Source organism: Streptomyces sp. NPDC045955 (genome assembly GCF_056430805.1).
This window is the reverse complement of sequence record NZ_JBWKKY010000004.1, coordinates 16,345-42,528: the sequence shown is the minus strand read 5'-3', so window position 1 is coordinate 42,528 and position 26,184 is coordinate 16,345. Positions and strand designations below refer to the sequence as shown.

27 protein-coding genes are annotated in these 26,184 nt (G+C 70.4%); 12 read left to right on the top strand and 15 right to left on the bottom strand.

Annotated features, from left to right (window positions below; genetic code table 11):
* The first annotated feature begins 119 nt into the window (after positions 1–119).
* Entirely contained in the window at positions 120–455 is a 336-nt protein-coding gene (locus AC07F0_RS09300) for a PASTA domain-containing protein (protein WP_478976385.1), read from the top strand.
* 3 nt (positions 456–458) lie between these two features.
* Here the strand turns inward: AC07F0_RS09300 and AC07F0_RS09295 are convergent, their stop codons facing one another.
* Entirely contained in the window at positions 459–1,154 is a 696-nt protein-coding gene (locus AC07F0_RS09295) for a demethylmenaquinone methyltransferase (protein WP_478976382.1), read from the bottom strand.
* Between the two features lie 145 nt (positions 1,155–1,299).
* On the opposite strand from AC07F0_RS09295, the gene AC07F0_RS09290 reads away from it, so the two are divergent.
* Positions 1,300–2,328 (top strand): chitinase, encoded by a 1,029-nt coding sequence (locus AC07F0_RS09290; RefSeq protein ID WP_478976379.1) that lies wholly within the window; start codon positions 1,300–1,302, stop codon positions 2,326–2,328.
* An 86-nt stretch (positions 2,329–2,414) separates the two neighbouring features.
* On the opposite strand, the gene AC07F0_RS09285 is transcribed toward AC07F0_RS09290, so the two are convergent.
* The 4 genes from AC07F0_RS09285 to AC07F0_RS09270 all read right to left on the bottom strand — a co-directional run bounded on the left by AC07F0_RS09285 (position 2,415) and on the right by AC07F0_RS09270 (position 7,835).
* Positions 2,415–2,861 (bottom strand): hypothetical protein, encoded by a 447-nt coding sequence (locus AC07F0_RS09285; protein WP_478976376.1) that lies wholly within the window; start codon positions 2,859–2,861, stop codon positions 2,415–2,417.
* A gap of 18 nt (positions 2,862–2,879) precedes the next feature.
* Positions 2,880–4,079 carry a cyclic dehypoxanthinyl futalosine synthase gene (mqnC, locus tag AC07F0_RS09280; RefSeq protein ID WP_436725809.1) on the bottom strand — a complete coding sequence of 400 codons (1,200 nt, stop codon included), beginning with the start codon at positions 4,077–4,079 and terminating at the stop codon, positions 2,880–2,882.
* Between the two features lie 109 nt (positions 4,080–4,188).
* Positions 4,189–4,938 (bottom strand): prepilin peptidase, encoded by a 750-nt coding sequence (locus AC07F0_RS09275; RefSeq protein WP_478976373.1) that lies wholly within the window; start codon positions 4,936–4,938, stop codon positions 4,189–4,191.
* Entirely contained in the window at positions 4,935–7,835 is a 2,901-nt protein-coding gene (locus AC07F0_RS09270; protein ID WP_478976370.1) for a BTAD domain-containing putative transcriptional regulator, read from the bottom strand. Before AC07F0_RS09270 ends, AC07F0_RS09275 begins: the two co-directional genes overlap by 4 nt.
* A 614-nt stretch (positions 7,836–8,449) precedes the next feature.
* Here AC07F0_RS09270 and AC07F0_RS09265 point away from each other — a divergent pair.
* From AC07F0_RS09265 to AC07F0_RS09235, 7 genes are all read left to right on the top strand, one after another.
* Positions 8,450–8,932 (top strand): hypothetical protein, encoded by a 483-nt coding sequence (locus tag AC07F0_RS09265; RefSeq protein ID WP_478976367.1) that lies wholly within the window; start codon positions 8,450–8,452, stop codon positions 8,930–8,932.
* 72 nt (positions 8,933–9,004) lie between these two features.
* On the top strand, positions 9,005–10,018 hold the full coding sequence (locus tag AC07F0_RS09260; protein ID WP_478976364.1) for a hypothetical protein: 1,014 nt from the start codon (positions 9,005–9,007) through the stop codon (positions 10,016–10,018).
* 153 nt (positions 10,019–10,171) lie between these two features.
* Positions 10,172–10,837, top strand: a complete 666-nt coding sequence (locus tag AC07F0_RS09255; RefSeq protein ID WP_478976361.1) for a hypothetical protein — start codon at positions 10,172–10,174, stop codon at positions 10,835–10,837.
* Positions 10,825–11,910 (top strand): hypothetical protein, encoded by a 1,086-nt coding sequence (locus AC07F0_RS09250; RefSeq protein ID WP_478976358.1) that lies wholly within the window; start codon positions 10,825–10,827, stop codon positions 11,908–11,910. The genes AC07F0_RS09255 and AC07F0_RS09250 overlap by 13 nt, the downstream gene beginning before the upstream one ends.
* A gap of 54 nt (positions 11,911–11,964) precedes the next feature.
* Positions 11,965–12,615 carry a hypothetical protein gene (locus tag AC07F0_RS09245; protein ID WP_478976355.1) on the top strand — a complete coding sequence of 217 codons (651 nt, stop codon included), beginning with the start codon at positions 11,965–11,967 and terminating at the stop codon, positions 12,613–12,615.
* A 58-nt stretch (positions 12,616–12,673) separates the two neighbouring features.
* Positions 12,674–13,567, top strand: a complete 894-nt coding sequence (locus AC07F0_RS09240) for a GNAT family N-acetyltransferase (RefSeq protein ID WP_478976352.1) — start codon at positions 12,674–12,676, stop codon at positions 13,565–13,567.
* A 167-nt stretch (positions 13,568–13,734) separates the two neighbouring features.
* Complete coding sequence (locus AC07F0_RS09235) at positions 13,735–14,091, top strand: hypothetical protein (RefSeq protein WP_478976349.1); 357 nt, start codon at positions 13,735–13,737, stop codon at positions 14,089–14,091.
* 68 nt (positions 14,092–14,159) lie between these two features.
* Here AC07F0_RS09235 and AC07F0_RS09230 read toward each other — a convergent pair whose 3' ends face one another.
* The 10 genes from AC07F0_RS09230 to AC07F0_RS09185 all read right to left on the bottom strand — a co-directional run bounded on the left by AC07F0_RS09230 (position 14,160) and on the right by AC07F0_RS09185 (position 21,476).
* Positions 14,160–14,387 carry a hypothetical protein gene (locus AC07F0_RS09230; protein WP_478976346.1) on the bottom strand — a complete coding sequence of 76 codons (228 nt, stop codon included), beginning with the start codon at positions 14,385–14,387 and terminating at the stop codon, positions 14,160–14,162.
* A 342-nt stretch (positions 14,388–14,729) separates the two neighbouring features.
* On the bottom strand, positions 14,730–15,200 hold the full coding sequence (locus tag AC07F0_RS09225; RefSeq protein WP_478976344.1) for a TadE/TadG family type IV pilus assembly protein: 471 nt from the start codon (positions 15,198–15,200) through the stop codon (positions 14,730–14,732).
* Positions 15,197–15,604: a TadE/TadG family type IV pilus assembly protein gene (locus AC07F0_RS09220; protein ID WP_478976341.1), complete on the bottom strand. Its 408-nt coding sequence runs from the start codon at positions 15,602–15,604 to the stop codon at positions 15,197–15,199. Before AC07F0_RS09220 ends, AC07F0_RS09225 begins: the two co-directional genes overlap by 4 nt.
* Positions 15,605–15,693: 89 nt before the next feature.
* Entirely contained in the window at positions 15,694–16,152 is a 459-nt protein-coding gene (locus AC07F0_RS09215; protein WP_086564000.1) for a TadE family protein, read from the bottom strand.
* A 100-nt stretch (positions 16,153–16,252) separates the two neighbouring features.
* Complete coding sequence (locus tag AC07F0_RS09210) at positions 16,253–16,504, bottom strand: hypothetical protein (RefSeq protein WP_020272654.1); 252 nt, start codon at positions 16,502–16,504, stop codon at positions 16,253–16,255.
* Positions 16,505–16,609: 105 nt separating this feature from the next.
* On the bottom strand, positions 16,610–17,533 hold the full coding sequence (locus tag AC07F0_RS09205) for a type II secretion system F family protein (RefSeq protein WP_478976338.1): 924 nt from the start codon (positions 17,531–17,533) through the stop codon (positions 16,610–16,612).
* Positions 17,530–18,483 carry a type II secretion system F family protein gene (locus AC07F0_RS09200; protein ID WP_436731163.1) on the bottom strand — a complete coding sequence of 318 codons (954 nt, stop codon included), beginning with the start codon at positions 18,481–18,483 and terminating at the stop codon, positions 17,530–17,532. The genes AC07F0_RS09205 and AC07F0_RS09200 overlap by 4 nt, the downstream gene beginning before the upstream one ends.
* Before the next feature lie 46 nt (positions 18,484–18,529).
* Positions 18,530–19,837, bottom strand: coding sequence for a TadA family conjugal transfer-associated ATPase (locus tag AC07F0_RS09195; protein ID WP_010041612.1), 1,308 nt, complete (start codon positions 19,835–19,837; stop codon positions 18,530–18,532).
* Positions 19,834–20,736, bottom strand: coding sequence for a hypothetical protein (locus AC07F0_RS09190; RefSeq protein ID WP_478976335.1), 903 nt, complete (start codon positions 20,734–20,736; stop codon positions 19,834–19,836). Before AC07F0_RS09190 ends, AC07F0_RS09195 begins: the two co-directional genes overlap by 4 nt.
* A gap of 17 nt (positions 20,737–20,753) precedes the next feature.
* Positions 20,754–21,476, bottom strand: a complete 723-nt coding sequence (locus tag AC07F0_RS09185) for a hypothetical protein (protein WP_436731157.1) — start codon at positions 21,474–21,476, stop codon at positions 20,754–20,756.
* 443 nt (positions 21,477–21,919) lie between these two features.
* On the opposite strand from AC07F0_RS09185, the gene AC07F0_RS09180 reads away from it, so the two are divergent.
* From AC07F0_RS09180 to AC07F0_RS09170, 3 genes are all read left to right on the top strand, one after another.
* Entirely contained in the window at positions 21,920–22,636 is a 717-nt protein-coding gene (locus AC07F0_RS09180) for a hypothetical protein (RefSeq protein ID WP_478976332.1), read from the top strand.
* A 148-nt stretch (positions 22,637–22,784) separates the two neighbouring features.
* Positions 22,785–24,812, top strand: a complete 2,028-nt coding sequence (locus tag AC07F0_RS09175; protein WP_478976329.1) for a hypothetical protein — start codon at positions 22,785–22,787, stop codon at positions 24,810–24,812.
* On the top strand, positions 24,802–26,025 hold the full coding sequence (locus AC07F0_RS09170) for a PIN domain-containing protein (RefSeq protein ID WP_478976326.1): 1,224 nt from the start codon (positions 24,802–24,804) through the stop codon (positions 26,023–26,025). Before AC07F0_RS09175 ends, AC07F0_RS09170 begins: the two co-directional genes overlap by 11 nt.
* Positions 26,026–26,184: the final 159 nt, after the last annotated feature.

Sequence of the window (26,184 nt, the reverse complement as noted above, 5' to 3'; positions counted from 1 at the left end):
CGCCGCCACTCGATCAGTGACGTTCCGTAGTCGACTGTCACAGAAAGACACCTGGCGCTTCCGGTCGGTATGGAGCGGGAGTTACCCTTCCTCTACCGCTGGGGGTGACATCTGTGTACATGTCCCGCAAAACACCCGGAGAGCGTGTAGTGCCGCGTCTGGTGGGCCTCATGGCCGTGGACGCGCGGGAGACGGCCCGGGCGCAGGGTTTGCTGCTCAACGCACCGGACCGGCCGGACCTCGCCCTCGCCGTCGTCGACTACGTCGTACGCCAGTACCCGCAGCCCGGTGCCGAGGTGCCGCGGGACTCGATGATCTACGTGTGGTTCGACTTCGGCCCCGGCGAGGGCGGCGGGGGCGTGCACGAGCCGCGGATCCCGAGGCCGCCCAGGGGCGGGCTCCAGCGCGAACTGGACGAGCCCGGCGACCCGAGCATGACCCTCATCTCCCCGTAGGGATCAGCTCTCCTTGAAGCCCCGGTGCAGGGCGACGATGCCGCCGCTGAGGTTGCGCCAGGCCACCCGCGACCAGCCGGCCTTGCCCAGCCGCTCGGCCAGCGCGGGCTGGTCGGGCCAGGCCCGGATGGACTCGGCGAGGTAGACGTAGGCGTCGGGGCTGGAGGACACGGCCCGCGCCACCGGCGGCAGGGCGCGCATCAGGTACTCGGTGTAGACGGTGCGCAGCGGTGCCCAGGTGGGGTGCGAGAACTCGCAGATCACGACCCGCCCGCCGGGCCGGGTCACCCGGTACATCTCACGCAGGGCGGCGTTCGTGTCCTGCACGTTGCGCAGCCCGAAGGAGATGGTGACGGCGTCGAAGGTGTCGTCCTTGAAGGGGAGCCGGGTCGCGTCCCCGGCGGTGTAGGGCAGCCAGGGCTGCCGCTGCTTGCCGACCCGGAGCATGCCCTGGGAGAAGTCGCACGGGACGACGTACGCGCCGGTGCGGGCGAAGGGCAGCGAGGACGTGCCCGTGCCCGCCGCCAGGTCGAGGACCTTCTGCGCGGGGCGCGCGTCGACCGCTTTGGCGACCTCCTTGCGCCATCGCCGGTCCTGGCCGAGGGACAGCACGTCGTTGGTCAGGTCGTACCGTTCCGCCACGTCGTCGAACATCGAGGCGACTTCGTGCGGCTGCTTGTCCAGGGATGCGCGGGTCACGGGCCCATTGTTGCAGTACGCCCGCCCGGGAGAAGGCGCGGCTTCGGCCGTGACACGGTGTTCCCTGCCTCGGGAGACGTTCGCCGCCGGGAAACGTACTGAGTGTGTGTACCCCTGAGGTCTCACGAGAACGGGAGCACGCGTCATGAGGAGTTACCGGAAGCCTGCGGCGGTCGGTCTGGGCTGCCTGATCGCCCTGGTCACCACGGGGTGCTCCGAACAGGCCGAACCGGTCGACCGGGCACGCCCGGCCCCCTCGGCGACAGCCACTCCCGGCACCTCGCCCCCTGCCGAGGCCGGCACCGCGTACGCGCCGTACGTCAGCGCCACGGATGCCGCCGGCACCGACTCGGCCGGCTCCCCGACGACGTACAACCTGGCCTTCGTCCTGGCCGACGGCGACGACTGCACCCCACGCTGGGACGGCGGCCACGCGATCGGCGATTCCGCGGTGAAGTCCCGGATAGCGCGGCTGACGAAGAACGGCGGCCAGGTCCGGGTCTCCTTCGGCGGCGCTTCCGGCAAGGAGCTGGCGGCCGTGTGCGACAGCGCGACGGAACTGGCGGCGGCGTACGGCGCGGCCCTCGACGCGGCCGGTGCCACCCGGGCCGACTTCGACGTCGAGGGCGACGAGCTGGCCGACTCCGCTTCCGTCGCCCTGCGTTCGAAGGCGATCGCGCTGCTCCAGAAGGAACGTACGAATCTGGAGGTCTCGTTCACGCTCCCCGTCATGCCCTCGGGCCTGGGCAAGGACAGCCTGGCGCTGCTCGGCTCCGCCGACGACGACGGCGTCCAGGTCGCCACGGTCAACCTGATGACGATGAACTACGGCACGTCGTTCGACGGCGACATGGGCGGCTACGCGCTCACGGCCGCCAGGGCGGCGCACACCCAGCTGAAGAAGGTCTTCGGCACCTCGGACGCGGCGGCCTGGCAGGGCATGGCGCTCACCTCGATGATCGGCGTCAATGACGTCGACGGCGAGACCTTCACGCTCGCGGACGCGGCCGAGGTCCGGGCCTTCGCCGAGGAGAAGGGCATCGGCTGGGTGTCCATGTGGTCGGCCGCGCGGGACCGGCAGTGCGCGGACGACTCGAAGCCGGACCGGCCGGCGACCGATTGCAGTGGTGTCCGGCAGAGTTCTGGGGCGTTCGCGGAAGCGTTCGCGGGCTGACGGATCAAAGAGGCTGACGATCAAAGGGGCTGACGGATCAAAGGGTCTGATCAGCAAAGGGGAGCGCTGATCAGCAAGGGCGCTGATCAGCGCCGGCGGTGTACGAGCCGCCCCGCGCACACCGTCGCGACGCACTCCCCCGCGTCGTCGAAGACGGCGAGGTCGGCGCGGCCGGTCGGGACGATCGCGGTGTTGCGCGCACGCGGCAGGACGACGACGTCGTTGCGCTCGGCGGCGGACCGCAGTTCCGGCGAGTCGACGTACTCCTCCAGGACCGCGACCGCGCCGAGCTTCAGCACCTCGTGGACGCGTTCACGCGGGCTCGGGGCGTCCGGGAGCGGGCCCTCGTGGACCCGGGCGGGGCCGAGGGTCCCGGGCCACCTGCGGACCCGGGCCCGGGGGAACGCCTCACGTACGTCGTCGAGTGTGCCGACGGCACCGATCCGGCCCCGCCCGACGGCCACGGCACCGCCCTTGACGGGCTCGGAGTCCCAGGTGACGCGGACGGCGTCGGCCGTGTGAATGGTTTCCAACTACCTCTCCGGCGCCGCTCAGTTGGAGGCGAGCAGCTTCAGCTCGGGGTGAGCCGTGCCGCCCTCGATGGCCGTGGACGAGATGTGCGAGACCACGCGGTCGTCGACGGGGTCGTTCGCCGGGTCGTCGTGCACGACGAGGTGCTCGTACGTGGTCGACCGCTGCGCCGGCACCCGCCCGGCCTTGCGGATCAGGTCGATGATCTCCATCCGGTTGGACCGGTGCTTGGCGCCCGCGGAGGAGACGACGTTCTCCTCCAGCATGATCGAGCCGAGGTCGTCGGCGCCGTAGTGCAGGGAGAGCTGCCCGACCTCCTTGCCCGTGGTCAGCCACGAGCCCTGGATGTGGGCGATGTTGTCCATGAACAGCCGGGCGATCGCGATCATCCGCAGGTACTCGAACAGGGTCGCCTGCGTCCGGCCCTTCAGGTGGTTGTTCTCGGGCTGGTAGGTGTACGGGATGAAGGCGCGGAAGCCGCCCGTGCGGTCCTGGACGTCCCGGATCATCCGCAGGTGCTCGATGCGCTCGGCGTTGGTCTCGCCGGTCCCCATGAGCATGGTGGAGGTGGACTCGACGCCCAGGTTGTGCGCGATCTCCATGATCTCCAGCCAGCGCTCGCCGGACTCCTTCAGCGGGGCGATGGCCTTGCGGGGCCGCTCGGGCAGCAGTTCGGCACCGGCACCGGCGAAGGAGTCGAGCCCGGCGGCGTGGATGCGCCGGATGGCCTCCTCGACGCTCACCTTGGAGATCCGGGCCATGTGCTCGACCTCGGACGCCCCCAGGCTGTGGATGACCAGCTGCGGGAACTCCTTCTTGATCGCCGCGAAGTGCTTCTCGTAGTACTCGACGCCGTAGTCCGGGTGGTGTCCGCCCTGGAACATGATCTGAGTGCCGCCCAGCTCGACCGTCTCGGCGCACCGGCGCAGGATGTCGTCCAGGTCGCGGGTCCAGCCCTTGGCGGTGTCCTTGGGGGCGGCGTAGAAGGCGCAGAAGCGGCACGCCGTGACGCAGACGTTCGTGTAGTTGATGTTGCGCTCGATGATGTACGTCGCGATGTGCTCGGTGCCGGCGTACCTGCGGCGGCGTACGGTGTCCGCCGCGGCGCCCAGCGCGTGCAGCGGGGCGTCCCGGTACAGCGCGAGCGCCTCGTCGGGGGTGATCCGCCCACCGGCGGCTGCACGGTCGAGGATGGGCTGAAGGTCGGCCTTCTCGGTCACCGGGCGTCCCTTTCGTAAGGGTTGTGGACGGACCAGCCCAGCGTACGCCAGCCGTTCGGGCCGCTGGACGTCAGGCTTCGGGCCTGCGGGCATTCGTACCTTGATGTCGTCAGGCCGCGTAGGCCCCGGCCAGGAGTCCGAGGAAGGCGCCGGAGATCAGGAACGGCCCGAAGGGGATGGCCGTCTTGCGCCCGGCCCGCCGCGCGACCACGAGGGCCGCGCCGTACAGCGCGCCCAGCAGGAACCCGGCGAAGGTGCCGAGCATCACCGTCGGCCAGCCGTACCAGCCGAGCACCGCCCCCGCGCCCAGGGCGAGCTTGACGTCGCCGAAGCCCATCCCCGCGGGGTTGATGAGGAACAGCACGAAGTAGCCGCCGCCCAGCGCGAGAGAGCCGAGCAGGGCGTTCGTCCACTCCCCCGCGTGCTCGGGCACGAGCGCGGTGAGGCCGAGCAGCACGAGCGCGGCCGCGGCGAACGGCAGCGTGAGCGGGTCGGGCAGCCGCCGCACCCGGAAGTCGACGGTCGTCAGCAGCACCCCGACGGGCGCGAGCAGCAGCCAGACGCCGAGCTCGGGCCGGGTGCCGGTGGCGGCGGCGAGGGCGGCGCAGACGAGGGCGGTGGCGATCACCAGGGGTGTCGTACGCGGCCCGTATCCGGCCTCGTCGGACTCCGGGCACTCCGGGCACGCGGCCCGTCCCAGCCAGCCCGTGATCCGGCCCTTGAGGGCGTGCCCGCCGGGGCACCGCTCCCGCCACGGCTCCCCCGAGGGGGCCGAGAACCGGTAGGCCGCGCGCGGCAGGAACGCGCCCGCCGCCGCGCCCCACAGCGCGGCGGCGATGACCAGGACCCCGGTGTTCATCCCACCGCGGCGATCGCGTCGCGCCACGTCGGCAGCAGCTCGTCGAGCAGTGCCTCGGTACGCGGCGGCAGGCCGCGGGCCCCGCTGCGGCCGATGAGATCGGTGGCCAGCGAGGTCAGCCGGGACGTGTCGCCGGTGGCGTGGGTGGCGCGCAGCAGCTCGTGCCACAGTCGCTCGTCGGCCGGGGCGGTGCGCAGGGCCGCGTTGAGGGCCTCGATGGCCTTCTCGGCGCGGTTCTTCTCCATGTGGAACTCGCACAGCGCGAGCCCGGTGTCCGCGACGAGCAGCGGCAGCTGGGCGTCGACGATCTCGTGGGTGAGCCACCGGTAGCGGCCCTCGGGCCGGTCGGCGAGCAGCGGCCCGCGCACCAGCACGAGCGCGTCGGTGAGCAGCCGCCCGCGCACGGCCCGGCTGCCGACGCCCTTGCCCTGCGTGGCCTCGTGGTAGAGGGACCGCAGCACGTCCAGGTCGGAGACGACGGACTTGGCGAGGGTGAGCCGGCCGCTGCCGTCGGTGCCGAGGCGGGGAGTGCCGTCGGGGTCGGCACCGAGCCAGTCGCGCAGCCGGTCCAGCAGCGCGTTGCGCACGTCGTCGGTGACGCCGCGCGGCCACAGCGCCGAGGACAGCACGCGCGGGTGCACGCCCTCGCGGTGCAGGAGCAGCAGGGCGAGCGCCTCGTGCAGGAGGGCGCTGCGCTCCCCGTCCGGGGTGTCGAGGCCGATGATCTCGTAGGGCCCCACGAGCCGGGCGTAGACGGCCGGCCGGCCCTGCTCGCTGATGTCGACGAGGAACGGCGGCCTGTTGGCCGGGTCGCCCTCGGGCCGGTTCTCCGGGTCCGCGTCGACGAACAGCTCGACGACGGCCTGCTGTTGGGCGGCGGGCAGCAGCTGGGCGTCGAGTTCGAGCCCGAGGAGGGGCGCCAGCAGCTTGCCCTGAGCGGTGATCTCCATCTCCCAGGCGGCGCCCGGCAGGTCGCCGGTCTCGGTGCCGACGAGGTAGCCGATGCCGAGCCGGCTGGCGTCGGCGGCGAGTTCGGCGAGCTTGACGGCGTCCTCGGCGGACGGCTGGGCGGCGAGCAGGACCAGGTGCGGGGCCCAACGGGTGTGCTGGGCGGGCCCGGTGCGCCCGGTGAGGACGGAGTCGTGCCCGGCGGCGCCCAGAGCGCCCCGCCGCTGCCGTGTCTCGGCCTCCATGGTCTCGACGAGCGCCTCGACGTCCTCCAGGTGCCGGATCCGGTTCGGGGCGAGGGGGGTGAGGTCCTGCCCGAAGCCGACGAGCGTGATGGTCATACGGTCGGACCAGCCGTTGGTCGCCAGCTCGGCGGCGACGGACGCGAAGACGGCGGCCCGGTCGGCCTCGCGGCCGCTCAGCGACACGATGCCGGGCACAGCCTCCAGGTTGAGCAGCAGCCGCGAGTCGTCCATGGTGCCGAGGCTGACGAGCCCCGGGTAGGGCGCGGCCGTGTCGACGTCCTCGTAGCGCTCGGCGTCGGTCCGGGCCAGCATCCAGAAGGTCTGGTCCTGCCCCTGCCGCCAGGGGGCGGGCGGCTTCCCGGCGGGCTGGGCGAGTTGGAGGTGCAGATCGCCGTTGCTCAGCCAGGCGGCGTACACGACGGGCAGCGCGCGCGACTCCTCGGCGAGGGAGGCGGCGAGACCGCGCAGGCTCCGGTCGAGCAGCCGCACGCCCTCGGGGTCGGCGCCGACGAGCAGCGCGTCCTGGACGTCCTGCGCGTCCCCGCTCGGCGTGGGCGGTTCCATGCCGCGCCGCCCACCGACAGCCCCGAACGCCGACTGCCACAAGGCCTGCCGGCGCCGCCGCCCCAGGGCGCCGAGGAGACCGGCGGCGAGGAGGGGTGCGGTGAGTAGGGCCTCGGGCAACCCGAAGGAGCTACCGGACTCGGCGTCGACGCCGGTGGCCTGCTGGTGACCGGAGTCGGGGGCGGGCCGCTGCTCGGGCAGGGAGACCTGGGAGGTGGCGGGAGCACCACCGGCGTGCTCGTGCCCGCCGCCCTGGGCACCGCTGCCTCCGCCTTGGGCGTGGTCCCCTGTCTGGGCGTAGTCGGCGATCTGCTGCTGCACGTCCGGCGACACGTTGGGAGCCTCGTCGGGCATCTCGACGAGTTCGCCGCCGCGCGCGTCGCCCGGCATCTCCATGATCCATCCGGGCCGGATGAGACTGGCTTCGGAGAGCTTGGAACCGTCCGGCTGGATGCGGTCCTTGTTGAGCTCGAAGATCTCCTTGTAGCGGCGCCCGTCACCGAGGTGCCGTTCCGCTATCTCCCACAGGGAGTCGTGGTGACGTCCCTCGGGCGGCTGGATCCGGTAGTACTTCGTGTCGCCCTGCTGGGCGGTGCTGCCGCCGGCGTCGGCGTGCGAGGCGGCGTGCGAGGCCTGCTCGGCGAGGGCGGCCGCGGTGTCGGCGGCCTGCTCCTGCTGCTGGGCGAAGAAACCGGGGGTCTGCTGGGCCGAGGCGACGGTCGGCTTCTGGTGGGCGTCGTAGCCGCTCTGCCCGAGCTGCGACAGGCCGGGCGTGAAGCTGGCCGCGGTGGCGCCGACGAGCAGCAGCGCGGCGACGAGCTGCCGGGCGAGCAACTGACTGGGCCCGGCGCCGGGCACCCGCCCCGGCACCCCGACACCGGACAGCGCGGCCTTCATCTCCACCAGCACGCAGGCGGTGAACTGGGCCCACGCCAGCCACACCACGACGGTGAGGATGTTCAGGAACGTGTCGACGGTGATCTCTTGCTGAAGCCAGTCGAGGCTCGGCACCCCGCTCGGCAACGGCCACCCGATCTGCGTGGCCAGCGCGCCGGGCACGCCGACGAGGAGCACGGCCAGGGCGACGAAGGCGAGGAACGCCTTGACGAAGTCCCCGAACGACCGCCGCCGCACCCTCACCGGCTGCGGCGTCCGGTTCCTCGGAGTCGTCGTCGGGGCCGTCGTTCCCGTCGTACTTCCCGTCGAGCTTGACGAGCTGGAGATGCGGCGTCGCGGCATGGCGGGTGTCCTGGGGTCGTGTGTGAGCGCGGTGAGGCGAACTGCGGGCCGAGAGATGTGCTGAGCCTACAGAGATCTTATGGACTCTCATTGGGGTCGTCGAAGGGGACGGGGAATGAACGGCGTTGACGTCCGTTTTGCCCCGCCAGTCGCATGCACCCGGCCGTGCGGCCAAGCCAACGGAATGACGTCCTTCGCAACTGCCACGCAGACTCCTCACGTTGGGCACGCAATCCACCATGGTGGCCCCGGGGGGCGTGATCAGCCCCTGATAGCTTCGTTCCCTGCCGCACACGCGCACGACGTCGATCGATCACCGGGGGAGAACGCCCGTGACCCGCCGCGCTCTGACCACCACCGCCGCCGCACTCACCACGGCGGCTGCTCTGCTCCTCACAGCCTGTGGCGGAGGTGACGACAAATCGCCGGAGGACATCAAGGGGGCGGAGACAGGGGCAACAAGTCCGTCGGCTTCGGCGTCTGCGCCTGAAGGGGGTGCCGGTCCCGACATCGGCGTGCCGACGGATCTTCACCTGGTCTTCGACTTCGACAAGCCGTCCGACGCGAAGCACGCAGCCGCGCTCACCGGCGCACAGAACTACATCCGGGCGCTGGACCATGGCATCGCCAAGCAGGACCCGAACGACCCGGCCTACCAGTTCTATTCCATTCCCGGTGGACAGGCCGCGCAGTACGCCAAGTCGCAGATCGAGGGCTGGACGAAGCGAGGGCTGACCGTCACCGGGACGGACAAGTACTACGACGAAGACGTCACCACGCTGAACGACGGCCAGGGCATCCTCGTCTCGTTCTGCAGGAACCAAGCCAAGTTCTTCAGCAAGGAAATCAAGACGGAGAAGATCCTCTACACCAAGGAGAGCCTGAGCAGCTACCAGAAATTCAGGCTGCGCATGGTCCACCCGTCCTCCGGCTCCTCCAAGGTCTTGAAGACCTGGAACATCGAGGTCATCGGCGAGGCGAAGGAGTGCCGGCGGTGATCTCACGACGGTTGATGCGCTGGAGCGCTGCCGTCGCCGTCGGCGGGGTGCTGTGGACGGGTGGCGTGGCTCATGCCGACGGCTCCTTTGGCAAACACGACCGCACCCCCGGCTTCCTCCAGTCCTTCGGGCAACGCGAACAACGGAGAGCTGTCAGCTTCCGTCACGCAGTCCCGGATCAAGGTCACCCAGGAGAGTGGCCCCACCGGCGGCAACAGCGGCAACCTCTCTTCGACGGACGTGAACTGGGAGCCCCCGCCCTGCTGGTACGAGCCCGTCTACACGCCGGAGCAGCTCAAGAAGTTCTCGGAGACGGGTCTCGCCCTCGGGTATGTCAGCCCCCACGCGTCCTGGGGCGGCCAGAAGCTGTGGACGGATCACTACCGGGACGGTAAGGACGCCTACAACTACAACGACAAGGAACAGTCCCTGATCCCCCGCGAGGGCTACAAGAACTACAACCTCAGCAAGGACGGCTACTTCTGGCGCGGCGTGGCCCGCAATCCCGACGACCCGAACTCGTACGGCTGTGAACGCGTGATGTTCTGGCAGGACGCCGGCGAGATCCCCGACGTACTGAACGCCCCCACTCCGAAGACGCTCGCCGAGTACGCCTACGACAAGGTCAAGGTGCCGGACACGGAGATCGGCCTGAAGCCGGAGACCAAGTCCACGGTGAACCTGCCGACCTGGGTCTGGCTGGACAAGGGCACCTTCAAGGACGTCAAGGTCCGCGCCGAGCTTCCCAACACGGGCCTGTGGGCCGAGACGACGGCCAAGCCGGTCGCCCTCCACCTGGAACCGGGCACGGACGATGCCGAGACCTTCCCCGCCTCCGGCGACTGCGAGATCAACGACGACGGATCCATCGGCACGCCCTACACCAAGGGCGACGCCGACAAGACACCACCCTGCGGCATCCGCTACCTCCGCGCCACCAACGGCACCCCCTACCAACTCTCCGCCAGCGTCACCTGGCAGATCACCTGGGAAGGCTCCGACGGCTCCGGTGGCGACCTCCCCGACGGCACCTTCGAGACCACCCAGGACATGAACGTCCAGGAGATCCAGTCGATCAACCGCTGACGCGCTCCCACGTCGTTCGCAATCGCCACGCCACACTCCTCACCTCCCCCACACAATCCACCACTACTTCTCAAGGGCCCATTACCCGCCCCTGATAGCTTCGTTCTCTGCCGCACACATCGAACGACGATCGAACCCCGGGGGAGAAGGCCAGTGGCCCGCCGCGCTCTGAAAACGACAGCCGCCACACTGACCGTGACGGCGGCACTGCTGCTCACCGCATGCGGCGGGGGTGGAGACGACTCGTCGGACATCAAGGGAGCCGACAAGGGAGCGAGCAGTCCTTCCGCTTCCGCCTCCGGCTCGGCGTCGACGGACGTCGACCGGCCTGACGTGAGTCTTCCGAAGGACCTCGACGTGGTCTTCGACTTCGAGAAGCCGTCGGATCAGGACAGTGCTGCAGCCCTCGATGACGCCGCCAACTACATCCGAGCGCTGAACCACGGCATCACGAAGCAAGATCCGGGAGACCCTGCCTTCCAGTTCTACTCGTCGGGCCAGGCTGCCCAGTACGCGCACTCGCAGATCAAGGAGTACGTGGACGGCGGCTGGACGCTCACGGGCAAGGACCGGTACTACCAGGCCGAAACCAGCCCGGGCGACGCGTCGGAGAAGGTCAAGACGGTCAGCGTCACCTTCTGTGAGGACCAGTCCAAGGTCTACGGAAAGGAAGTCAAGACCGAGAAGGTCCACCGCACGAAGGAAAGTCTGGCCAGCTTCCAGAAGTTCACCATCCTCATGGCGTCCGTGAAGGGCAATCCGGTGTGGCGCGCCCAGCAGGTCACCGTCGAGGGGAAGGCGGAGGAATGCCGAGGCTGACCGGCACCAGGCGAACGCAGCTGATCGTGGCCCTGGTCGCGGGATCCCTCGTCTGCACCGCCGGCCCGGCTTACGCCGACAAACCGGTCTCCGGCCAGGCGACGCCCCCCGGCGCGCAAGGCGGAGCCGACGGCAAAGGCGGCCTGTCGGCTTCCGTCTCCAACATCCAGCTCACGTATCCGAGCGATGGAGGCGGCGATGGCAAGGAGGGCAACCTCGGCACGGTCGATCCCAACTGGAAGCCGCCCGCCTGTTGGTACGAACCCGCCTTCACTCCTGAGCAGTTGAAGCACTTCGTGGACACGGACAGCGGCGGTGACGTCGGAATCCACGAGTCCTGGTGGGGCAAAGGGCTCTGGACCGACCACTACCGAGACGGCAAGCCGGCGGACAACTTCGACATGCACGCGCCGACGAACAGCACCGCCGAGGGCTACAAGAACTACAACCTCGGCAAGGACGGCTATTTCTGGCGAGGTGTAGCCCCCGACCCCAACGACTCGGAGTCCTGGGACTGCGGCCGCATCATGTTCTGGGTGGACGCCGGAAAGGTCCCGGACGACCCGAACACGCCCACTCCGAAGACGCTCGCCGAGTACGCCTACGACAAGGTCAAGGTGCCGGACACGGAGATCGGCCTGAAGCCGGAGACCAAGTCCACGGTGAACCTGCCGACCTGGGTCTGGCTGGACAAGGGCACCTTCAAGGACGTCAAGGTCCGCGCCGAGCTTCCCAACACGGGCCTGTGGGCCGAGACGACGGCCAAGCCGGTCGCCCTCCACCTGGAACCGGGCACGGACGATGCCGAGACCTTCCCCGCCTCCGGCGACTGCGAGATCAACGACGACGGATCCATCGGCACGCCCTACACCAAGGGCGACGCCGACAAGACACCACCCTGCGGCATCCGCTACCTCCGCGCCACCAACGGCACCCCCTACCAACTCTCCGCCAGCGTCACCTGGCAGATCACCTGGGAAGGCTCCGACGGCACCGGCGGCGACCTCCCCGACGGCACCTTCGAGACCACCCAGGACATGAACGTCCAGGAGATCCAGTCCATCAACCGCTGACGCGCCGCCGCACCGCACGCATCCGAAACGATCGAACACTGGGGAAGACGAACCGTGGCACGCCGCGCTCTGACCACCACCGCCGCCATGCTGACCGTGACGGCGGCGCTGCTTCTCACCGCATGCGGTGGTGGCGATTCGCCATCGCACGACATCAAGGGAGCGGGCAGCGGGTCGAGCAGCCCGTCGGCCCGCGCTTCGTTGTCGTCTGCGGCACCCGAGGTCAAGCGCCCCGTGATCAAACTTCCCAGCAGCTTCCAGCTGACCTTCGAGAACTGGACGAGCAGCGACCCCGTCGAGCAGGCCGTGCTCAGCGACGGCAGGGAGGAAATCCGGGCCGGGTACGCGGCGATCATCGAGAACGCCCCCGACAGCGAGGCCGTCGCCTTCTACGACACAGAAGGGGTGCGCGGGCTGACCAAGGAGTGGATCAAGTCCTACACGGACAAGAACGTCACCGTCATCGGCAAACTGCCCGCGTTCAACCCCAAGGTCGACCTGGCGAAGAACGGCAAGGGCGCATCGCTCAGTTACTGCACGGACGAGAGCGCGGCGAAGACCAGGAGCCGCAAGACCGGCAAGGTCGAGGGGAACCCGGCAGGCACGGACCCCTACGTCCTCTACTCGGTCTCCCTGGCGAAGAACGAGCAGGGCGTGTGGCAGAACGCGTCGGTGCACTCCGAGCGAGGGGCATGCTCCAGGTGACCACCCGCCGGCCGAAACCCGGATGCGGACTGTCTCTGCGGTGCTGTGTGATCAGGGCATGGCGATTGTGTTGGGCAAGCCGGGAGTTGACGGTCTGAGCGAGGCCGTGGGCGTGCTGCGCGACTGGCAGTACGAGGGGGCGCCGACGCAACTGCATCCGGGGGACCTGGGCTGGTTCTGGCGGTCCGGTGCGGAAGCGACCGCCGCCGCGGTGCGGACGTGGAGCCGGGACGGACGGATCCTCGCCGTGGGACTGCTGGACGGTCCAGGGCTGTTGCGGCTGACGATCGCGCCGGACGCTCAGCAGGACGAGGAACTGGCGCGGCAGTTGGTTCGAGACGTGACCGAACCGGAGCGCGGCGTACTGCCCGAGGGGAACGTGAACATCGAGGCGCCGATGGGTGCGCTGCTCCAGGATCTGCTGTCCGAGGACGGCTGGAACACCGACGAGCCCTGGACGCCTCTACGCCGTGACCTCACGGAGCCGGTGCAGGACCCAGGCGTGCGGATCGTGGCGGTCGGGCCGAAGCAGGCGCACGAGTTTGTGGCCGTCCATCGGGCAGCGTGGGACGGGTCGAGGCTCACCAGCGAGCGCTGGCACGCGATGGCGGCCGGACTGCCGTACGCCGACGCACGGTGTCTGGTCGCGTACGACGGCCAGGGCAACGCGGTGGCGGCGGTGACGGTGTGGTCCGCCGGTCCGGGTAAGCCCGGGTTGCTCGAACCGATGGGCGTGCACCGGAAGCATCGCGGTCACGGCTACGGCAAGGCCATCAGCGTCGCCGCGGCGGCCACGCTCCAGGAGCTGGGGGCGTCCAGCGCGATAGTCTGCACCCCGAGCTCCAATGCCGGCGCCGTCGCTACGTACAAGTCAGCTGGCTTCCAGCAACTCCCCGAGATCCGGGACCGCTACCGGGACGCCTGTCCGACGTCCTGTGGCAGTGAAGCTTGATCATCGTCATCGAAGTCCGAGCAAGAGATCGCCGCGGCCCAGGAAGAGGTGGCCAAGGACATGGGCTGGTAGGCGCCGAAGACGACGCCATGACACCTTCGACGGTGTGACGAGTACGGAGTACGTTACGTTTCATTGCACCGTCTGAACCTGCTGGGGGACTCCATATGGGCAAGGGCAAGAGCGACCTCGCGCTCCCGCTGACCGAGTTGGAGAGCTACGGGCGCCGGCTTCGCTCCATCAAGACCCGGCTGAATCACACCAAGAAGCTCTTCGAGTCCTACCAGGATGACATCGGCGACGGCAGTGTCAATGACGCGCTCGGGGATTTCGAGTCCAACTGGGAGGACGGGCGCGAGGACATCACGCAGCAGCTCGATGCGCTGGCGAGTATGTCCGATGCCGTCGTCCGTGAGTTCAAGAAGCTTGATGACGAGCTCGCCAAGAAGGTCAACGATGCCATGAAGACGGAGGACAAGCGGGGCGGGAAAGGCGGTAAAGGGGGCGGGGGCGGGGGTAAGTAAGGCCGCGACCCCCTGAGACGTGGAAATGCCCCGGATACGGAGATCCGGGGCCTTTCGTGCGCCTGGGGTCAGGAAGCGACCGCGGCGTTGAGGTGCAGGTCCGCCGCGATGCCCTCGGGCGAGACGGCGAGGCCCACGCCGCCGCCGACACCGGTGGTGACACCGGCGGCCGACGTCTCGACGTAGAGACCGGCCGCGGCGCCGGCACCCGCGGTGCCGCCCGCCTGGCCGCCGGCGATGGTGTCCAGCTCGGCGTCGGACATGTGGGCGGTGTCGATCTGCGGGGTGAAGGCCATGGAAGGCGGTTCCCTTCGTTTCATTTATTCGAAGTGCTGGAGCGCGACCGATCAAAGCACGTCGGAAGAAGGGGCGGCCAGTCAGCGGTCGACGGCGTGCGACGGATTTCGACGGGCGAATTCACGGGTGTGGCCATTCGGTCACCTCAACACCCGTCGTCTTCACAGGTTCTGCCACGGTGCGGTACCCGAGTGCAATGCGCGGCGGGGTGAGTGCCGGATGTTCGGCACCCGCCGCGCTTTCTCACGACCTCGCGGTGAACCGTGTGCAGATCCCTCGAATGTTCCGGATCACCGGGTCACCGGGTCACCGATTTACCGACGGGCGGCGGGCGGCGGGCATCACCCGACCTCGTTCTCCGCCACCGCCTGCCCGTGGACCACCACGTCGCCGCCGTAGAACATCCCCGTGAAGACCGGGGAGTAGGTGAGCTGCACCTCGACCTGCACCTGCTGGGCGTCCGCCGCCACGCAGTGGGTCGCCGCGATGTCCGCGCCCGTCATGTCCATCTCGCGGGCGAAGGTCTTCACGCGGGCGTTGCAGTTCTCGTAGTTGATCGGGGCGGGGCCGCCCTCGTTGTCGTAGAGGGCTTCGCGGTCGATGTCCTGCGCGGCGTAGCGGGCCGCCTGTTCCGCGATGTCGGCCGCCCGTTCCCGCTTGGAGATGGACAGGCCGCCGTCGATCACGAACGCGGAGAGGGAGAGGAAGACCAGCGCGAAGATGATGACCGCGCCGGCGCCGGAGCCCCGGTCGTCCAGGTGTGCGCGACGGGACGCCCACCACGACCGCCCGTAGGGCAGGAGGTGTCTCACGCCGACCTCCTGAACGGGTCGAGCGGGGAGCTGAAGCTCGACGACAGCGTCGTCGGGACGTCGAGGCCGAGCGTGGCGAGGCCCCGCACCTGGCAGCTCACCTCGACCGTGAAGATGGTGTCGGGCTCGAAGCCCTGGCTCGTCTGGACGACCGACACGGGGCCGGAGCAGACGTCCCCCAGGTTCGCCTCGGCGGCCTTCTTGGCCTCGGCCATGGCGGTGGCGTGGTCCTTCTGGATCGAGCCCGCGCGGGCCGCGTCCCGGGCCGCTCCGTCGAGCGCCCCGCGGCCGTCGACGAGCTGGCCGAAGGCCACCAGGACGAGGATGAACAGGATCATCACCGGGGCGAGGATCACGACCTCGATCGTGGACAGGCCCCGGTCGTCCGCCCGTCGGTTGTCCATCCAGGAAGGCTGGTTGTCCTTCCAGGAAGGCCAGTTGTCCTTCCAGGAAGGCCGGTTGTCCTTCCGGCAAGCCGGAGGAGAGAGAGTCATCAGTTCTCCTCCTGCACGAACCGCTCCACCGGGCCGGCCGACTGCGCGTGCACCGTCAGGTCCAGGCCCGGGAACACCGTCGGCACCCGCGCCGCGATCTCCACACCGACCGTGTTCTGGTCCGGCTGGAGCATCTTCACGTCCGGCCCAAGCACCAGTTGCGGGCCCAGCTGCTGGATGTAGCTGTCCACCACGTCCTGGGCCTCACCCCGCCACGCGCCCGGCTGTTCGTCGGCCGTGGCACGCGCCTTGCGCGCTCCCGCCTGAGCCGCGGCCTGGGCGACGTGGTCCGCGAAGAAGTACAGGGCGAACTGCACGGTCGCGAAGATCATGAAGAACAGTACGGGAGTGAGCAGCACGAACTCGATAGCTGTCATGCCGGAGTCACCGCGGGCGGCCGCCGCTCTCCGCGCGGCCCGCACCCTGCGGCGTATCCGTCTGCTCACGTCTGCCGGCATCCCCGTGAATCCCGTTGTCCGTACGACTGTCCCTGTGACTGCCCCTGCGACCGCCTCTGTGACGGATCAGCAGGGCCCCTGCGACCGTCCCTTTGACGGATCAGCAGGTCTTGCCCGCGTCCGCGCCCTTGATGCAGTCGCCGACCTTGTTGGCGCCCTCGCTCAGCGCGGCGTTGATGATGGCGGCCACGACACCGACGATCGCCACGACGACCGCCGAGATGATGACCCACTCGACCGCTGAGGCACCGCGGTCCAGCTCGCCGGAGCGGGCGCGCTCGGTACGGGCCTGGAGGAAGGTGACCAGGAAGTCCACCGCCGGGATGCCCGTGTGGAAGTTGCGTCCGATCATGACGACTTGTCCTTTCGAAATCAGTCCGGTCGAATCAGTCCGGGAAGTTCTGGAGTTGTGAAGGTCGGCTCACTGCACGGCGCACTGCACCGCTCACTGCACGGCTCACTGCACCTGGAACACCCGCATCGCTGCCGGAAAGATCAGGAACACCAGGAACCCGGCGCACAGCAGCAGCTGCGCCACGAGCATCGACTGGGACTTCTCGCCCGCGCTGCCCTCGATCTCCGCGAGCTCCCGGTGCCGCATGGTCTCGGCCCGGGACGCGAGGGACTCGCGCACCTTCGCACCGTCGTCCGCGACCAGGGCCAAGGACGCGGAGAGGTCCTTGAGTTCCTCGACGCCGATCTCCTCGCCGAGCTGGCCGAGCGCCTGCCATTGGCTGAGGCCGGTGATGCGGGCGTCGGAGAGGGCGTTGCGGATGCGCTGGTTGGCCCAGCCGTCGGAGATCTCGGCCGCCGCCATCAGGGCCTCGGGCAGACCGCGTCCGCCGGCCAGGCTCATCGACACCAGGTCGAGGTACGCGCCGATCACACGCCGCAGATCGCGCCGCTTCTCGGCCGCGTCCCGCCGTACCTCCAGGTCGGGCAGGAAGAAGAAGATCACCGCGAAGAGCAGCGCCAGCCACACCGGGATGATCGGGCTTCGGCCGACACCGAGCGTGTAGACGATGGCGAACAGGAACGGGCCGAAGAACAGGCCGGCCACACCCAGCAGCACCTTCGTCGCCAGGAACTTCTCCCAGCTGCGGTCCAGGACCGCCAGGTCGGCGCGCAGCGAGCGCTGCTCCCAGCCCTGCTGGAGGTAGAACTCGGAGACGCGCAGGCCGACTTCGGCCCGCAGCGAGCCGAAGCGGCCCTTGTCCCGTGTGGTGCGCGCCGACTCGTAGGCCGAGCCTCGGGCCCGCATCGCGTCGATCCGCGCGACCTGCGAGATCGGGCTGCGCTTGCTGGGCATGAGGGCGCGTACGAGAGCGTAGACGCCGAGGCCGATGACGGCGCCGACGACGAGCGGCATCGTGAGGTTCACCGGCGTGCCCCCTCTTCCTGCGGCAGCTGCTGCTGGGGCTGCTGCTGCGACGGCGTCCTGGGACGCACGAACTGGACGGCTGCCTCGTCGCGGACCAGGAAGCGTTCGGGCGTCTCGATGGTGGACAGCTTGCGCAGCCACCAGAAGCCGAGCGCGAACAGGCCGCAGACACAGGCCAGGACGAGCTGGCCGACGGCGGTGCCGTACGGCTCGACGAAGTCACGGTTGAAGATCGACAGGCCGAGGACGAAGGCGATGGAGACCGCCACGACGATCTGCACCGAGCGGCGGGTCGACGCGCGCTGGGCCATGACCCGCTGGCGCATGTCCACTTCCTCGCGGGCCGACTTGGCCAGCGCGCCCAGCACCTGGCGCAGACCGGGTCCGCGCAGACGGGCGTTGAGGATCAGGGCCGCGACGATGATGTCGGCGGAGGCGTCGTCGATCTCGTCGGCGAGGTGCTGGAGCGCCTCCGGCAGCGGGGTGCGGGCGCGCAGGCGGTCGACGAGGGCGTCGAGGTGAGGGCGCAGGACCGGGGCGGCGGCGCGGGCGGAGGCCGGGATGGCCTGTTCCAGGCCCACCGCGCCGGCGATGGTGTCGCGCAGGGACTCGGTCCAGGAGGCCAGGGCCTCCACGCGGCGCATGGCGGCCCGCTCCTCACCGGCGCCGCCGAACAGGCGGTCCCAGAAGAAGACGAGGACGCCGGCCGCGATGCCCGCGACGGCCCAGCGGGTGAGGACGAGGACGACCAGGCCGACGATGGCGGCGAGCGAGCCGCGCTGGCCGGCGAAGCGGATGAGTTCGCTCGCCCGCTGAGCGGCCTTCTGCTTCTCGTGGTCGGGCTTGACGGGCAGTCCGCGTACGGCGACGAGGAGGAGGGCGAGGCCGCCGCCGACGGCGACGCCGCTTCCGATCGAGTACAGGACGGTGGTGGAGAACAGGCCGCCCATGGAACCGAGGGAGCCGATTGCTGCGAGAGTGGTGTTCATCCCCGGCTCACCCCCAGGTCCCGGACGGCCGGTAGCCGTGTGCCATCAGTTCCTCCAGGCAGGCTAGGGGGGCGTGCGGCACGACCCGGCCGTCGGGGGCCTCCGCGAACACCTCGCTGGACAGGACGCGCCCGTCGACGCCGTTGACCTCGCGGACGGAGGTGACCATGCGCTGGAGGCGGCCGCCGTTGCCGAAGTTGTTGCGCCGCTGGATGAAGACGACGAAGTTCACCGCGCCGGCGATCAGCATCTGGCTGGCCTCGATGGGCAGCCGCTCGGAGGCCTGCAACGCGTAGGTGGAAATACGGTTGAAGACCTCGCTGGAGCTGTTGGCGTGGATCGTGGACAGCGAGCCGTCGTTGCCCTGCGACATCGCGTTGAGCATGGTGACGATCTCGTCGCCGAGGACCTCACCGACGATGACGCGGGAGGGGTTCATACGCAGCGAGCGGCGTACCAGTTCCGCCATGGAGATGGCGCCTTGGCCCTCGGAGTTGGGCAGGCGCTCCTCGAAGGCGACGACGTTGGGGTGCAGGTCGGGGAAGGTGTCGAGCCCGAGCTCCAGGGCGCGCTCGACGGTGATGAGGCGCTCGTGCGGCGGGATCTCGTTGGCGAGGGCGCGCAGCAGCGTCGTCTTACCGGCGTTGGTGGCGCCGGCGATCATGATGTTCTTGCGGGCGCGGACCGCGCAGGCCAGGAAGTGGGCGACCTCGGGGGTCAGCGTGCCGTTGCCGACGAGGTCCGAGATGAAGACCTTGCCCATGCGCGCGCGGCGGATGGACAACGCGGGGCGCCTCGCCACGTCCATGACGGCCGACAGTCGCGAACCGTCGGGCAACCGCAGGTCGAGCTGCGGGTTGGCGGAGTCGAAGGGACGCGAGGACAGACCCGAGTAGGCGCCGAGGACCTGGATGAGCTCGATGAGCTCCTCGTCGGTCTCGGCGACGGGGTCGCCCTTGACCTCGCGCCCGTCGGCGTAGCCGACGAACACCTGGTCGCAGCCGTTGATGTCGATGTTCTCGACCTCGGGGTTGTCCAGCAGCGGCTGGAGCCGGCCGACGCCGAACAGCGCCGCGTGCACGGCGGCCGCGTACTGCTCCTCGGTCTCGGCGTCCAGCGGCGTACGGCCCGCGTTGATCTCGGCGCGGGCGTACTCCTCCAGGATCTGGGCTATGACGGCGCGGGCGTACTGCCGTTCGTCCTCCGTGGACATCGGAGTGACGTTGTTGATCTGGTCCTGTCGGCGCTGTTCGGCGATGCGGTCGCCGGCGTCCTGGCGGAACCGCTTGACCAACTGGTGGTCGACAGCGGTCATGTGCCGGCCCCCGCGTGGCCCTGCATCTGGCCCGGGTGGTCGTGCTGGACGTGGTGGGCCTGCTGAACGTGGTGGGCCTGGTTCGCCTGGGCGGAGGCGGCCCAGGCGGCGCCGTACTGCTGGTAGAGGTCGGCGGCGACCTTGCGGGCCGAGCGGATCAGCAGCGACTTGTCGAGACGGCCGCGCCTGCGGCCGGCCAGCTGGTCGGCGCCGGCCGGGTCGTCGGCGATGGTGCCGACCACGCGGGCGCCGGTCTGGGCGTGCACGAGCATGTCGTTGACCTGCGAGGCGAGCTTGCCGGCGTTGCCGGTGTCGGCGATCAGGACGACGCCGATCACCGGGTTGGCGAGGCTCGCGGCACCCCGCGGTCCGCCGTGCAGCTTGCCGGCGAGCGCCGCGGCACGGTCACGCACCCGTGCGATCGCCTCCGGCTCGGTGCGGGAGAGCAGCAGCACGAGGGAGGCGTGCGGGAACAGCTCGACGGCGGGGGTGTCCCCGCTGATGCGTCCGCAGTCGGCGATGACGTCGGCGGCGGCGTTCGGGGAGTCGGCGAGGGAGGCGAAGGCGTGCCCGAGGGTGGGCCACAGCCCCGCGAGCCCGGCGGCCTGCTCGGCGATGCCGAGCCCGACGAGCACCTCAAGTCCCCCGCTGAGCGGCTGGACATGGTCCCAGAGCTGGTCCGGTACGAGTCCGCGGCGCGCGGTGGCGGCGATGGACAGCATGCCGGTGTTGGGGTTGAGCGGTCCGCCGTGCGCGGCGGCACTGCGGTAGACGAGGTCACCGCCCGCCGGGTCCGTCTCGGCGAGCAGGACGCGCCGCGGCCAGACCGCCGCGAGGGCGACGGCCGCGGTGGTGACGCCGGGGGAACCCTTGTCGGCGGCGAGAGCGATGAGCGCCATGGGTCGGGTGCCGCCTTCTAGTTGCCGGGGACGTGCACGATGGCGACCTCGTTCGCGGCCGCCGCGGAGGCGAGCGCGGCCGCGTCGGCCTGGTCGACGAGGAGGGTGAGCGAGAGGTTGCCCGTGCTCACGGTGGCGTCGCTGTCGTCCTCGACGGTGTTCACGCGGGCGTTGTCGACGATGCCGCCGCCGGAGGACGAAGTGCTGCTCGAGCCGGTGCTGTCGTCGGAGTTGTTCGAGCTGGAGCCGGTGGTGCCGACGCGGTAGGCGGAGACGACGTCACCGGCCTTGATGTCCGACGGGTACTGGCCCTCCTTGAGGGCGAGGCCGACTGCGGCCTTGCCGGCGGGGAGACTGGCCTTCTTGGCGAACATCTGGCCCATCACGACCGTGTCCTTGTAGATCGTGGACTTGGCCTTGAGGGTCTTCAGCGTGGCCAGCTGCGACCACTTGATGTAGTTGATGTTGTCGTCGGCCGCGACCATCACCGAGGTCACGTTGTCACCGACGGACTCCCCGGCCTGGATCTCGTCCGTCACCTTGACGACCTCGATCCGGTCACCGGCCTGGAGCACGAGCATCGTCGCCCCCAGCGCACCCACCAGGATGAGCAGCACGGCGAGCGCCGCCAGTGCCGGTTTGCGCTCGCGAGGTGGTGTGGGAAGCCGGTCACCGACCGACGGCTGAGCCGGAGCGGCGGAACGACCGGCGCCCGCCCCCGTACGCTCTTGGATCTTCACGCAACCGCTCCCCGTACACCCAAGATTATGTCTGTCAATTTGCCTTCAAATATGGACACTTCACCCGAGCCTTCCCGTACGAAGAGACACAGGACGGGCCGGACGCACCCGCCCGACCTGGGCGAATAGCCAGCGCTGGGGGTGAGTGTCAAGCCATCGCACCGTATCAGCCGCACATAAGCCCCTCAAGGCGCGTCCGGCGTCACGCACCTCACCCCGCGCACCGTTATCCATCTGCAACTTCCGGGCTGGACACACCCGTTGCCAGCGGCACGTGGACAGGCCTTTGGCTGTGCGGGAGCGAATCCGGCACGGGTGGACGGGAGTCCGGCGACCGAGGTCTTCGTCACGCATCGGCCACGAGGCCCACACCATTCAGTCACGTGACAGCGGGAATCGCCGTGCCATGATCTTCGTTTTGTCCCCCCACGAGGAGTGCCCCCATGAAGCGAGCCGCGCTCGCCGTCTCCACCCTGTCCCTGCTGTCCCTCACCGCGTGCGGCGGCAGCGCCGACCCGGACTCGGCGACCGGGGAGCCCCGGCCCACCGCGACCCGGGCGAAGCAGGCGACCCCGGCCGAGCGGCTCGCGAAGCTCATGATCACGAAGGCGGACGTGCCGGGGCTGGACGTGAAGGCCACCTCCAGGGACAAGGGGGACGACAAGTACGTCTTCGCCAAGTCCCCGGACGACGTCACGGTCGACAAGCCGGCCTGTGCCCCGCCGGCCTACGCGCTGAACCAACTGCCCCTCGGCGAGCCGCAGGGCGACCTGACCCACTACGTCCCGCAGAACAGCAAGTTCACGTACATCACGCTCACGACGTACGCACCCGGCAAGGCCGCATCCGCGTTCGCCGGGCTGGCCGAGGGCGTCGACGTGTGCGGCGGCGGCTTCACGGCGAAGGCGAACGGCACGACGACGTACGACTCGGTCACCGCCGAGGAGCCGGTGGCGAAGGCCGGTGACGAGTCACTCGCCTTCCGCGCCACGATGCCGTTCCAGGGCCTCACCCACACCCTGCACGCCCAGGCCGTCCGCAAGGGCGATGTCGTCGCCGTCTACGTCTCCGTGGACGGCATGGCCATGGTCCAGGACCGGCCGGGCGACGCGAAGCTCCCGCCGGCGGTGGTGAAGGCCCAGAACAAGAAGCTGGGCTGAACCGCGGGGTGCCCGATGCGCAACCGGTGATCTGTAGCACTCGCGAAGCCCCGAGTAGAGTGCCGCCCGGAAAGCGATCGGACCGTCGGGGGGCACACCGGTGAGAGCAGTCACGGCGAGCGAGGAACGCGCGGTAAAGGCAGAGGTATTGGGGGCATCGAGCCCCCACCGGACCCGCGTCCTCCCTCTGCTTCTCCTCGCCCTCTGCTCACTGACGGCCCTCTTCGCAACCGCCACGCCGGCCCGAGCGGCGGACAGCGCCCCCGCCACCCAGGCCGCCTACCTGGCCGACCGCCTCCGCGAGAACCCGGTCTACGTCACCGACCAGCTCCCGCGCGAGATCCCCCGGTCCACGGCCCCCGACTTCGAGCGGCTCGCCAAGAAGGCCGGCGTCCCGACCTACGTCCTGGTCCTGCCCGCCCAGAGCAGTGTCGACGGCAGGCAGTTGCTCGGCGCGGTGCACGACCGGCTCGGCCGGGACGGGCTGTACGTCCTGGTCGACGACATGGCGGTCGCGGAGGCCACGGCCTATGGGGTGGGCGCCCCGGCCGACGCCGCCTCGACCGTCACCCTGTACGAACTGCCCTACGACGCGGGCCCCTTGCGCAGCTTCGAGCGGTTCGTCGACGTCGTCTCCCTCGGCGGCGAGAAGGCGACGGCCCGTGCCGAGGCGGCGCGTGAGAAGTACCAGGACGACGAACCCGCCGAGATGTACATCGGCCCGTCCGACCGCAAGAACCAGTCGTTCCTCACGGGGATCCTGCTCACCGGCGTCCCCCTGCTGATCCTGCTGACGGCCGGGTACGCGGGGCGCCGCCGCCGGCGTTCCGGGGCCGAGCGGCGCGTCCCCCGCTGGGTCGCCCCCGGCGCGGCCGTCCTCACCGCCACCGCCATCGTCCTCACCGCCCCCACCGTCTTCGACCAGACCAGGTCGAGCGCGGCGCCCGCGCCCACCCCCGCCGACCTGTCCGCCCGCGTCGAACGGGTGGCGGCGGGCCTGAAGCAGGACCCCGTCTACGCCGACCCGGAGAGCCCGCGGGTGCTCGACGCCCGCCAACTGGACCGGCTGCACGACCGGATCCGGGACTTCCGGCGCTCCGCCGGGGGCGGCCCGGTGTATGTCGCGCTCGTGCCGCAGACCCCGGAGAGCGAGTCGGCCGGTGACTCGATGCTGTTCGCCGCGGCGGTGCACGCGAAGGTGCGCCAGGACGGGCTGTACGTGATCGCCGATCCCGACGACGGCACGATCGACTTCTACAACCACGGTCTGCGCCGGGACACCGACCGCCTGTCCTTCGATCTGCCGGACTCCGTCAGCATCGGCGACAGCAGGGCCGACGAGGCCGACGACCACCTCCTCGGCGAGCGCCTCGACCAGCTGATGACCTTCCTCGACAAGTCCCGGCGCACGGACCGGCCCGGATCGGAACCCGCGCCGGCCGCCGCCCCGAGCGCCGCCGGCGAGAAGGCCCTCCCGCCCCTGTTCGCCACCGACTTCTGGCCCGGCCTGTTCGTGGGCGCCCTCCTGGCGCTCCTGCTGTCCGGTCTCGTGGCCGGGGTGACGTGGATCGTGACCGGCCTGCGGCGGTGGCGCTCCCCCGAGCCCGAGCCGGCCGGCCTCCTGCCCGTCACCTCCCCGACCGAGCCCTCGGCGTCCTACCTCCGGCGCACCGCACACGCGGAGCTCAGCGCCCTCACACGGGAGTTCACCACCGCGGACGGGCATCCGCGCGCCTGGGACCGCCTCGACGCGGCGATGCTCCTCCTGGACGGCGACCCGGACCGCGCGCGCAGGCCCGACACGGATCCCGCGACCCTCACCGCCGTCGTCGTACTCGCCCGGGCGGGCCGGGCCGCGCTCACGGGCGACACCAACGACCTGTGCTGCGGCGTCAACCCCCTGCACGGGCCCGCCGTCAGCCGCCACCACGTGCGCGTGTCGACGGAGGCGGGGAGCAACCGCAGGCGCCTGCTCCCCGTCTGCGAGCCCTGCCGCGACACGGCCATCGCCCAACCGAGCGGCATCCCGGGCAGGTTGCTGAGGCTGCCCGGCTCCGCGTCCGGTGACGGCGGCCGGCCGCCGTACTACGACGCGACCGACGGCCCGCTGTCCGCCCTGCCCGGCGGCATCGCCCGGCTCGTCGACAAGGTGAGGGAGACCGCAGGTGTCCACTGACGTCAAGCGTGTGATCACGCTCCTGGCGGCCCTGCTGCTGGCGGCGCTCACCACCACGCCGGTGCGTGCGGCGGACGGCGACACCCCGAGCGCCGGTCAGCGCATCACCGAGGCCCTGCGCACCTCGCCCGTCTACGTCGACGAGGCGTACGCCGATGCCGTACCGCCGTCCCGGCAGCGGCAGTTGGCGGATCGGATCCGCCGGACCGGCCTGCCCATCAAGGTCGTTCTCACGCCGCTCACCAAGGGCGACGCCTTCGACGGCGACTCCGATGTCCTGGCCGGAATCGTCCGCGACCGGCTCGCGGACCGGCGTGGACTCATCCTCATCACGACGGACGGCGACTTCCCGGACTCCCTGAACGGCTACGAGTGGCCCGCCGACACCCACCAGACGCGGGACGCCGTGGCCGCCGCCGGTCTGCTGGACGAGACGCGGGACGCGGGGCTGGCCGACCTGACCGCCAAGGCGGTGGATCTGGTGGCGGAGGGGAAGGGCACGCAGCGGTACGCCGAAGCGACGAAGGACCTGGACGGCCCTTCGGTGTCCGAGCCGGAGCCCGGCGACTCGCACGGATGGCTGTGGTACCTGGCCGCCGTACCGGCCCTGGCCCTGACCGTGCTCGCGACCCGCACCCTCGTCCGCTCCCGCTCTCGCAGGACCGCTCCGGCCGTTCCCCAGCTGGTGTTCGCCACAGCCCGTGCGGCCGAGGAGGCGGAGCTGCGGCGCCGGGCCGAGACGGAGGTGCTGGCCCTCGGCGAGGCGACCCAGGCGGCCGACCTCTCCACGACACCCCGTCTCCAGCACGCCCTCGACGCCTACGCCGCCGCAGGCAGGGTCCTCGACGAGGCCCGGGGGGTGCCGGACCTGGCGGGCGCCCTGGCCCTGGCGCAGGAGGGCCGCGACGCCCTCGCCGGCGCCCCGGGCCTGCCCCTGTGCTTCTTCAACCCCCTGCACGGCCGTGCCGCCCTCCGCACCGGCTGGCGTCCGCTGGGCCGCCGGGACCGGCTCGACGTGGCGCTGTGCCAGGACTGCGCGGACGCGCTGCGAGGCCGCCGCGCCCCGGAGGTGCTCACCGACCGGGCCGGGAACGGGCGTATCGTCCCCTACTTCGAGCTCCCGTCCGGGCGGAGCGTGTGGTCGGCGACGGGGTACGGGTCGCTGATGCCGCTGCTGGACGGCTTCACCTCCCGCCGCGCCAGGGCTCGTTGATCGACAGGCCGGCCGGTCCTCCCACCACGCCAGACCTCGTCGATCAGCCGGACAGCCGGACCTCCCACCACGCCAGACCTCGTCGATCAGCCGGACAGCCGGACCTCCCACCACGCCAGACCTCGTCGATCAGCCGGACAGCCGGACCTCCCACCACGC

What these genes read in the sequence shown, in the direction of transcription:
- AC07F0_RS09300 (WP_478976385.1), top strand. Translation starts at nt 120, where the DNA reads ATGTCCCGCAAAACACCCGGAGAGCGTGTAGTGCCGCGTCTGGTGGGC.
- AC07F0_RS09290 (WP_478976379.1), top strand. Translation starts at nt 1,300, where the DNA reads ATGAGGAGTTACCGGAAGCCTGCGGCGGTCGGTCTGGGCTGCCTGATC.
- AC07F0_RS09275 (WP_478976373.1), bottom strand. Translation starts at nt 4,938, where the DNA reads ATGAACACCGGGGTCCTGGTCATCGCCGCCGCGCTGTGGGGCGCGGCG.
- AC07F0_RS09260 (WP_478976364.1), top strand. Translation starts at nt 9,005, where the DNA reads ATGCCGACGGCTCCTTTGGCAAACACGACCGCACCCCCGGCTTCCTCC.
- AC07F0_RS09250 (WP_478976358.1), top strand. Translation starts at nt 10,825, where the DNA reads ATGCCGAGGCTGACCGGCACCAGGCGAACGCAGCTGATCGTGGCCCTG.
- AC07F0_RS09240 (WP_478976352.1), top strand. Translation starts at nt 12,674, where the DNA reads ATGGCGATTGTGTTGGGCAAGCCGGGAGTTGACGGTCTGAGCGAGGCC.
- AC07F0_RS09235 (WP_478976349.1), top strand. Translation starts at nt 13,735, where the DNA reads ATGGGCAAGGGCAAGAGCGACCTCGCGCTCCCGCTGACCGAGTTGGAG.
- AC07F0_RS09230 (WP_478976346.1), bottom strand. Translation starts at nt 14,387, where the DNA reads ATGGCCTTCACCCCGCAGATCGACACCGCCCACATGTCCGACGCCGAG.
- AC07F0_RS09220 (WP_478976341.1), bottom strand. Translation starts at nt 15,604, where the DNA reads ATGGACAACCGACGGGCGGACGACCGGGGCCTGTCCACGATCGAGGTC.
- AC07F0_RS09215 (WP_086564000.1), bottom strand. Translation starts at nt 16,152, where the DNA reads ATGCCGGCAGACGTGAGCAGACGGATACGCCGCAGGGTGCGGGCCGCG.
- AC07F0_RS09210 (WP_020272654.1), bottom strand. Translation starts at nt 16,504, where the DNA reads ATGATCGGACGCAACTTCCACACGGGCATCCCGGCGGTGGACTTCCTG.
- AC07F0_RS09200 (WP_436731163.1), bottom strand. Translation starts at nt 18,483, where the DNA reads ATGGGCGGCCTGTTCTCCACCACCGTCCTGTACTCGATCGGAAGCGGC.
- AC07F0_RS09195 (WP_010041612.1), bottom strand. Translation starts at nt 19,837, where the DNA reads ATGACCGCTGTCGACCACCAGTTGGTCAAGCGGTTCCGCCAGGACGCC.
- AC07F0_RS09190 (WP_478976335.1), bottom strand. Translation starts at nt 20,736, where the DNA reads ATGGCGCTCATCGCTCTCGCCGCCGACAAGGGTTCCCCCGGCGTCACC.
- AC07F0_RS09180 (WP_478976332.1), top strand. Translation starts at nt 21,920, where the DNA reads ATGAAGCGAGCCGCGCTCGCCGTCTCCACCCTGTCCCTGCTGTCCCTC.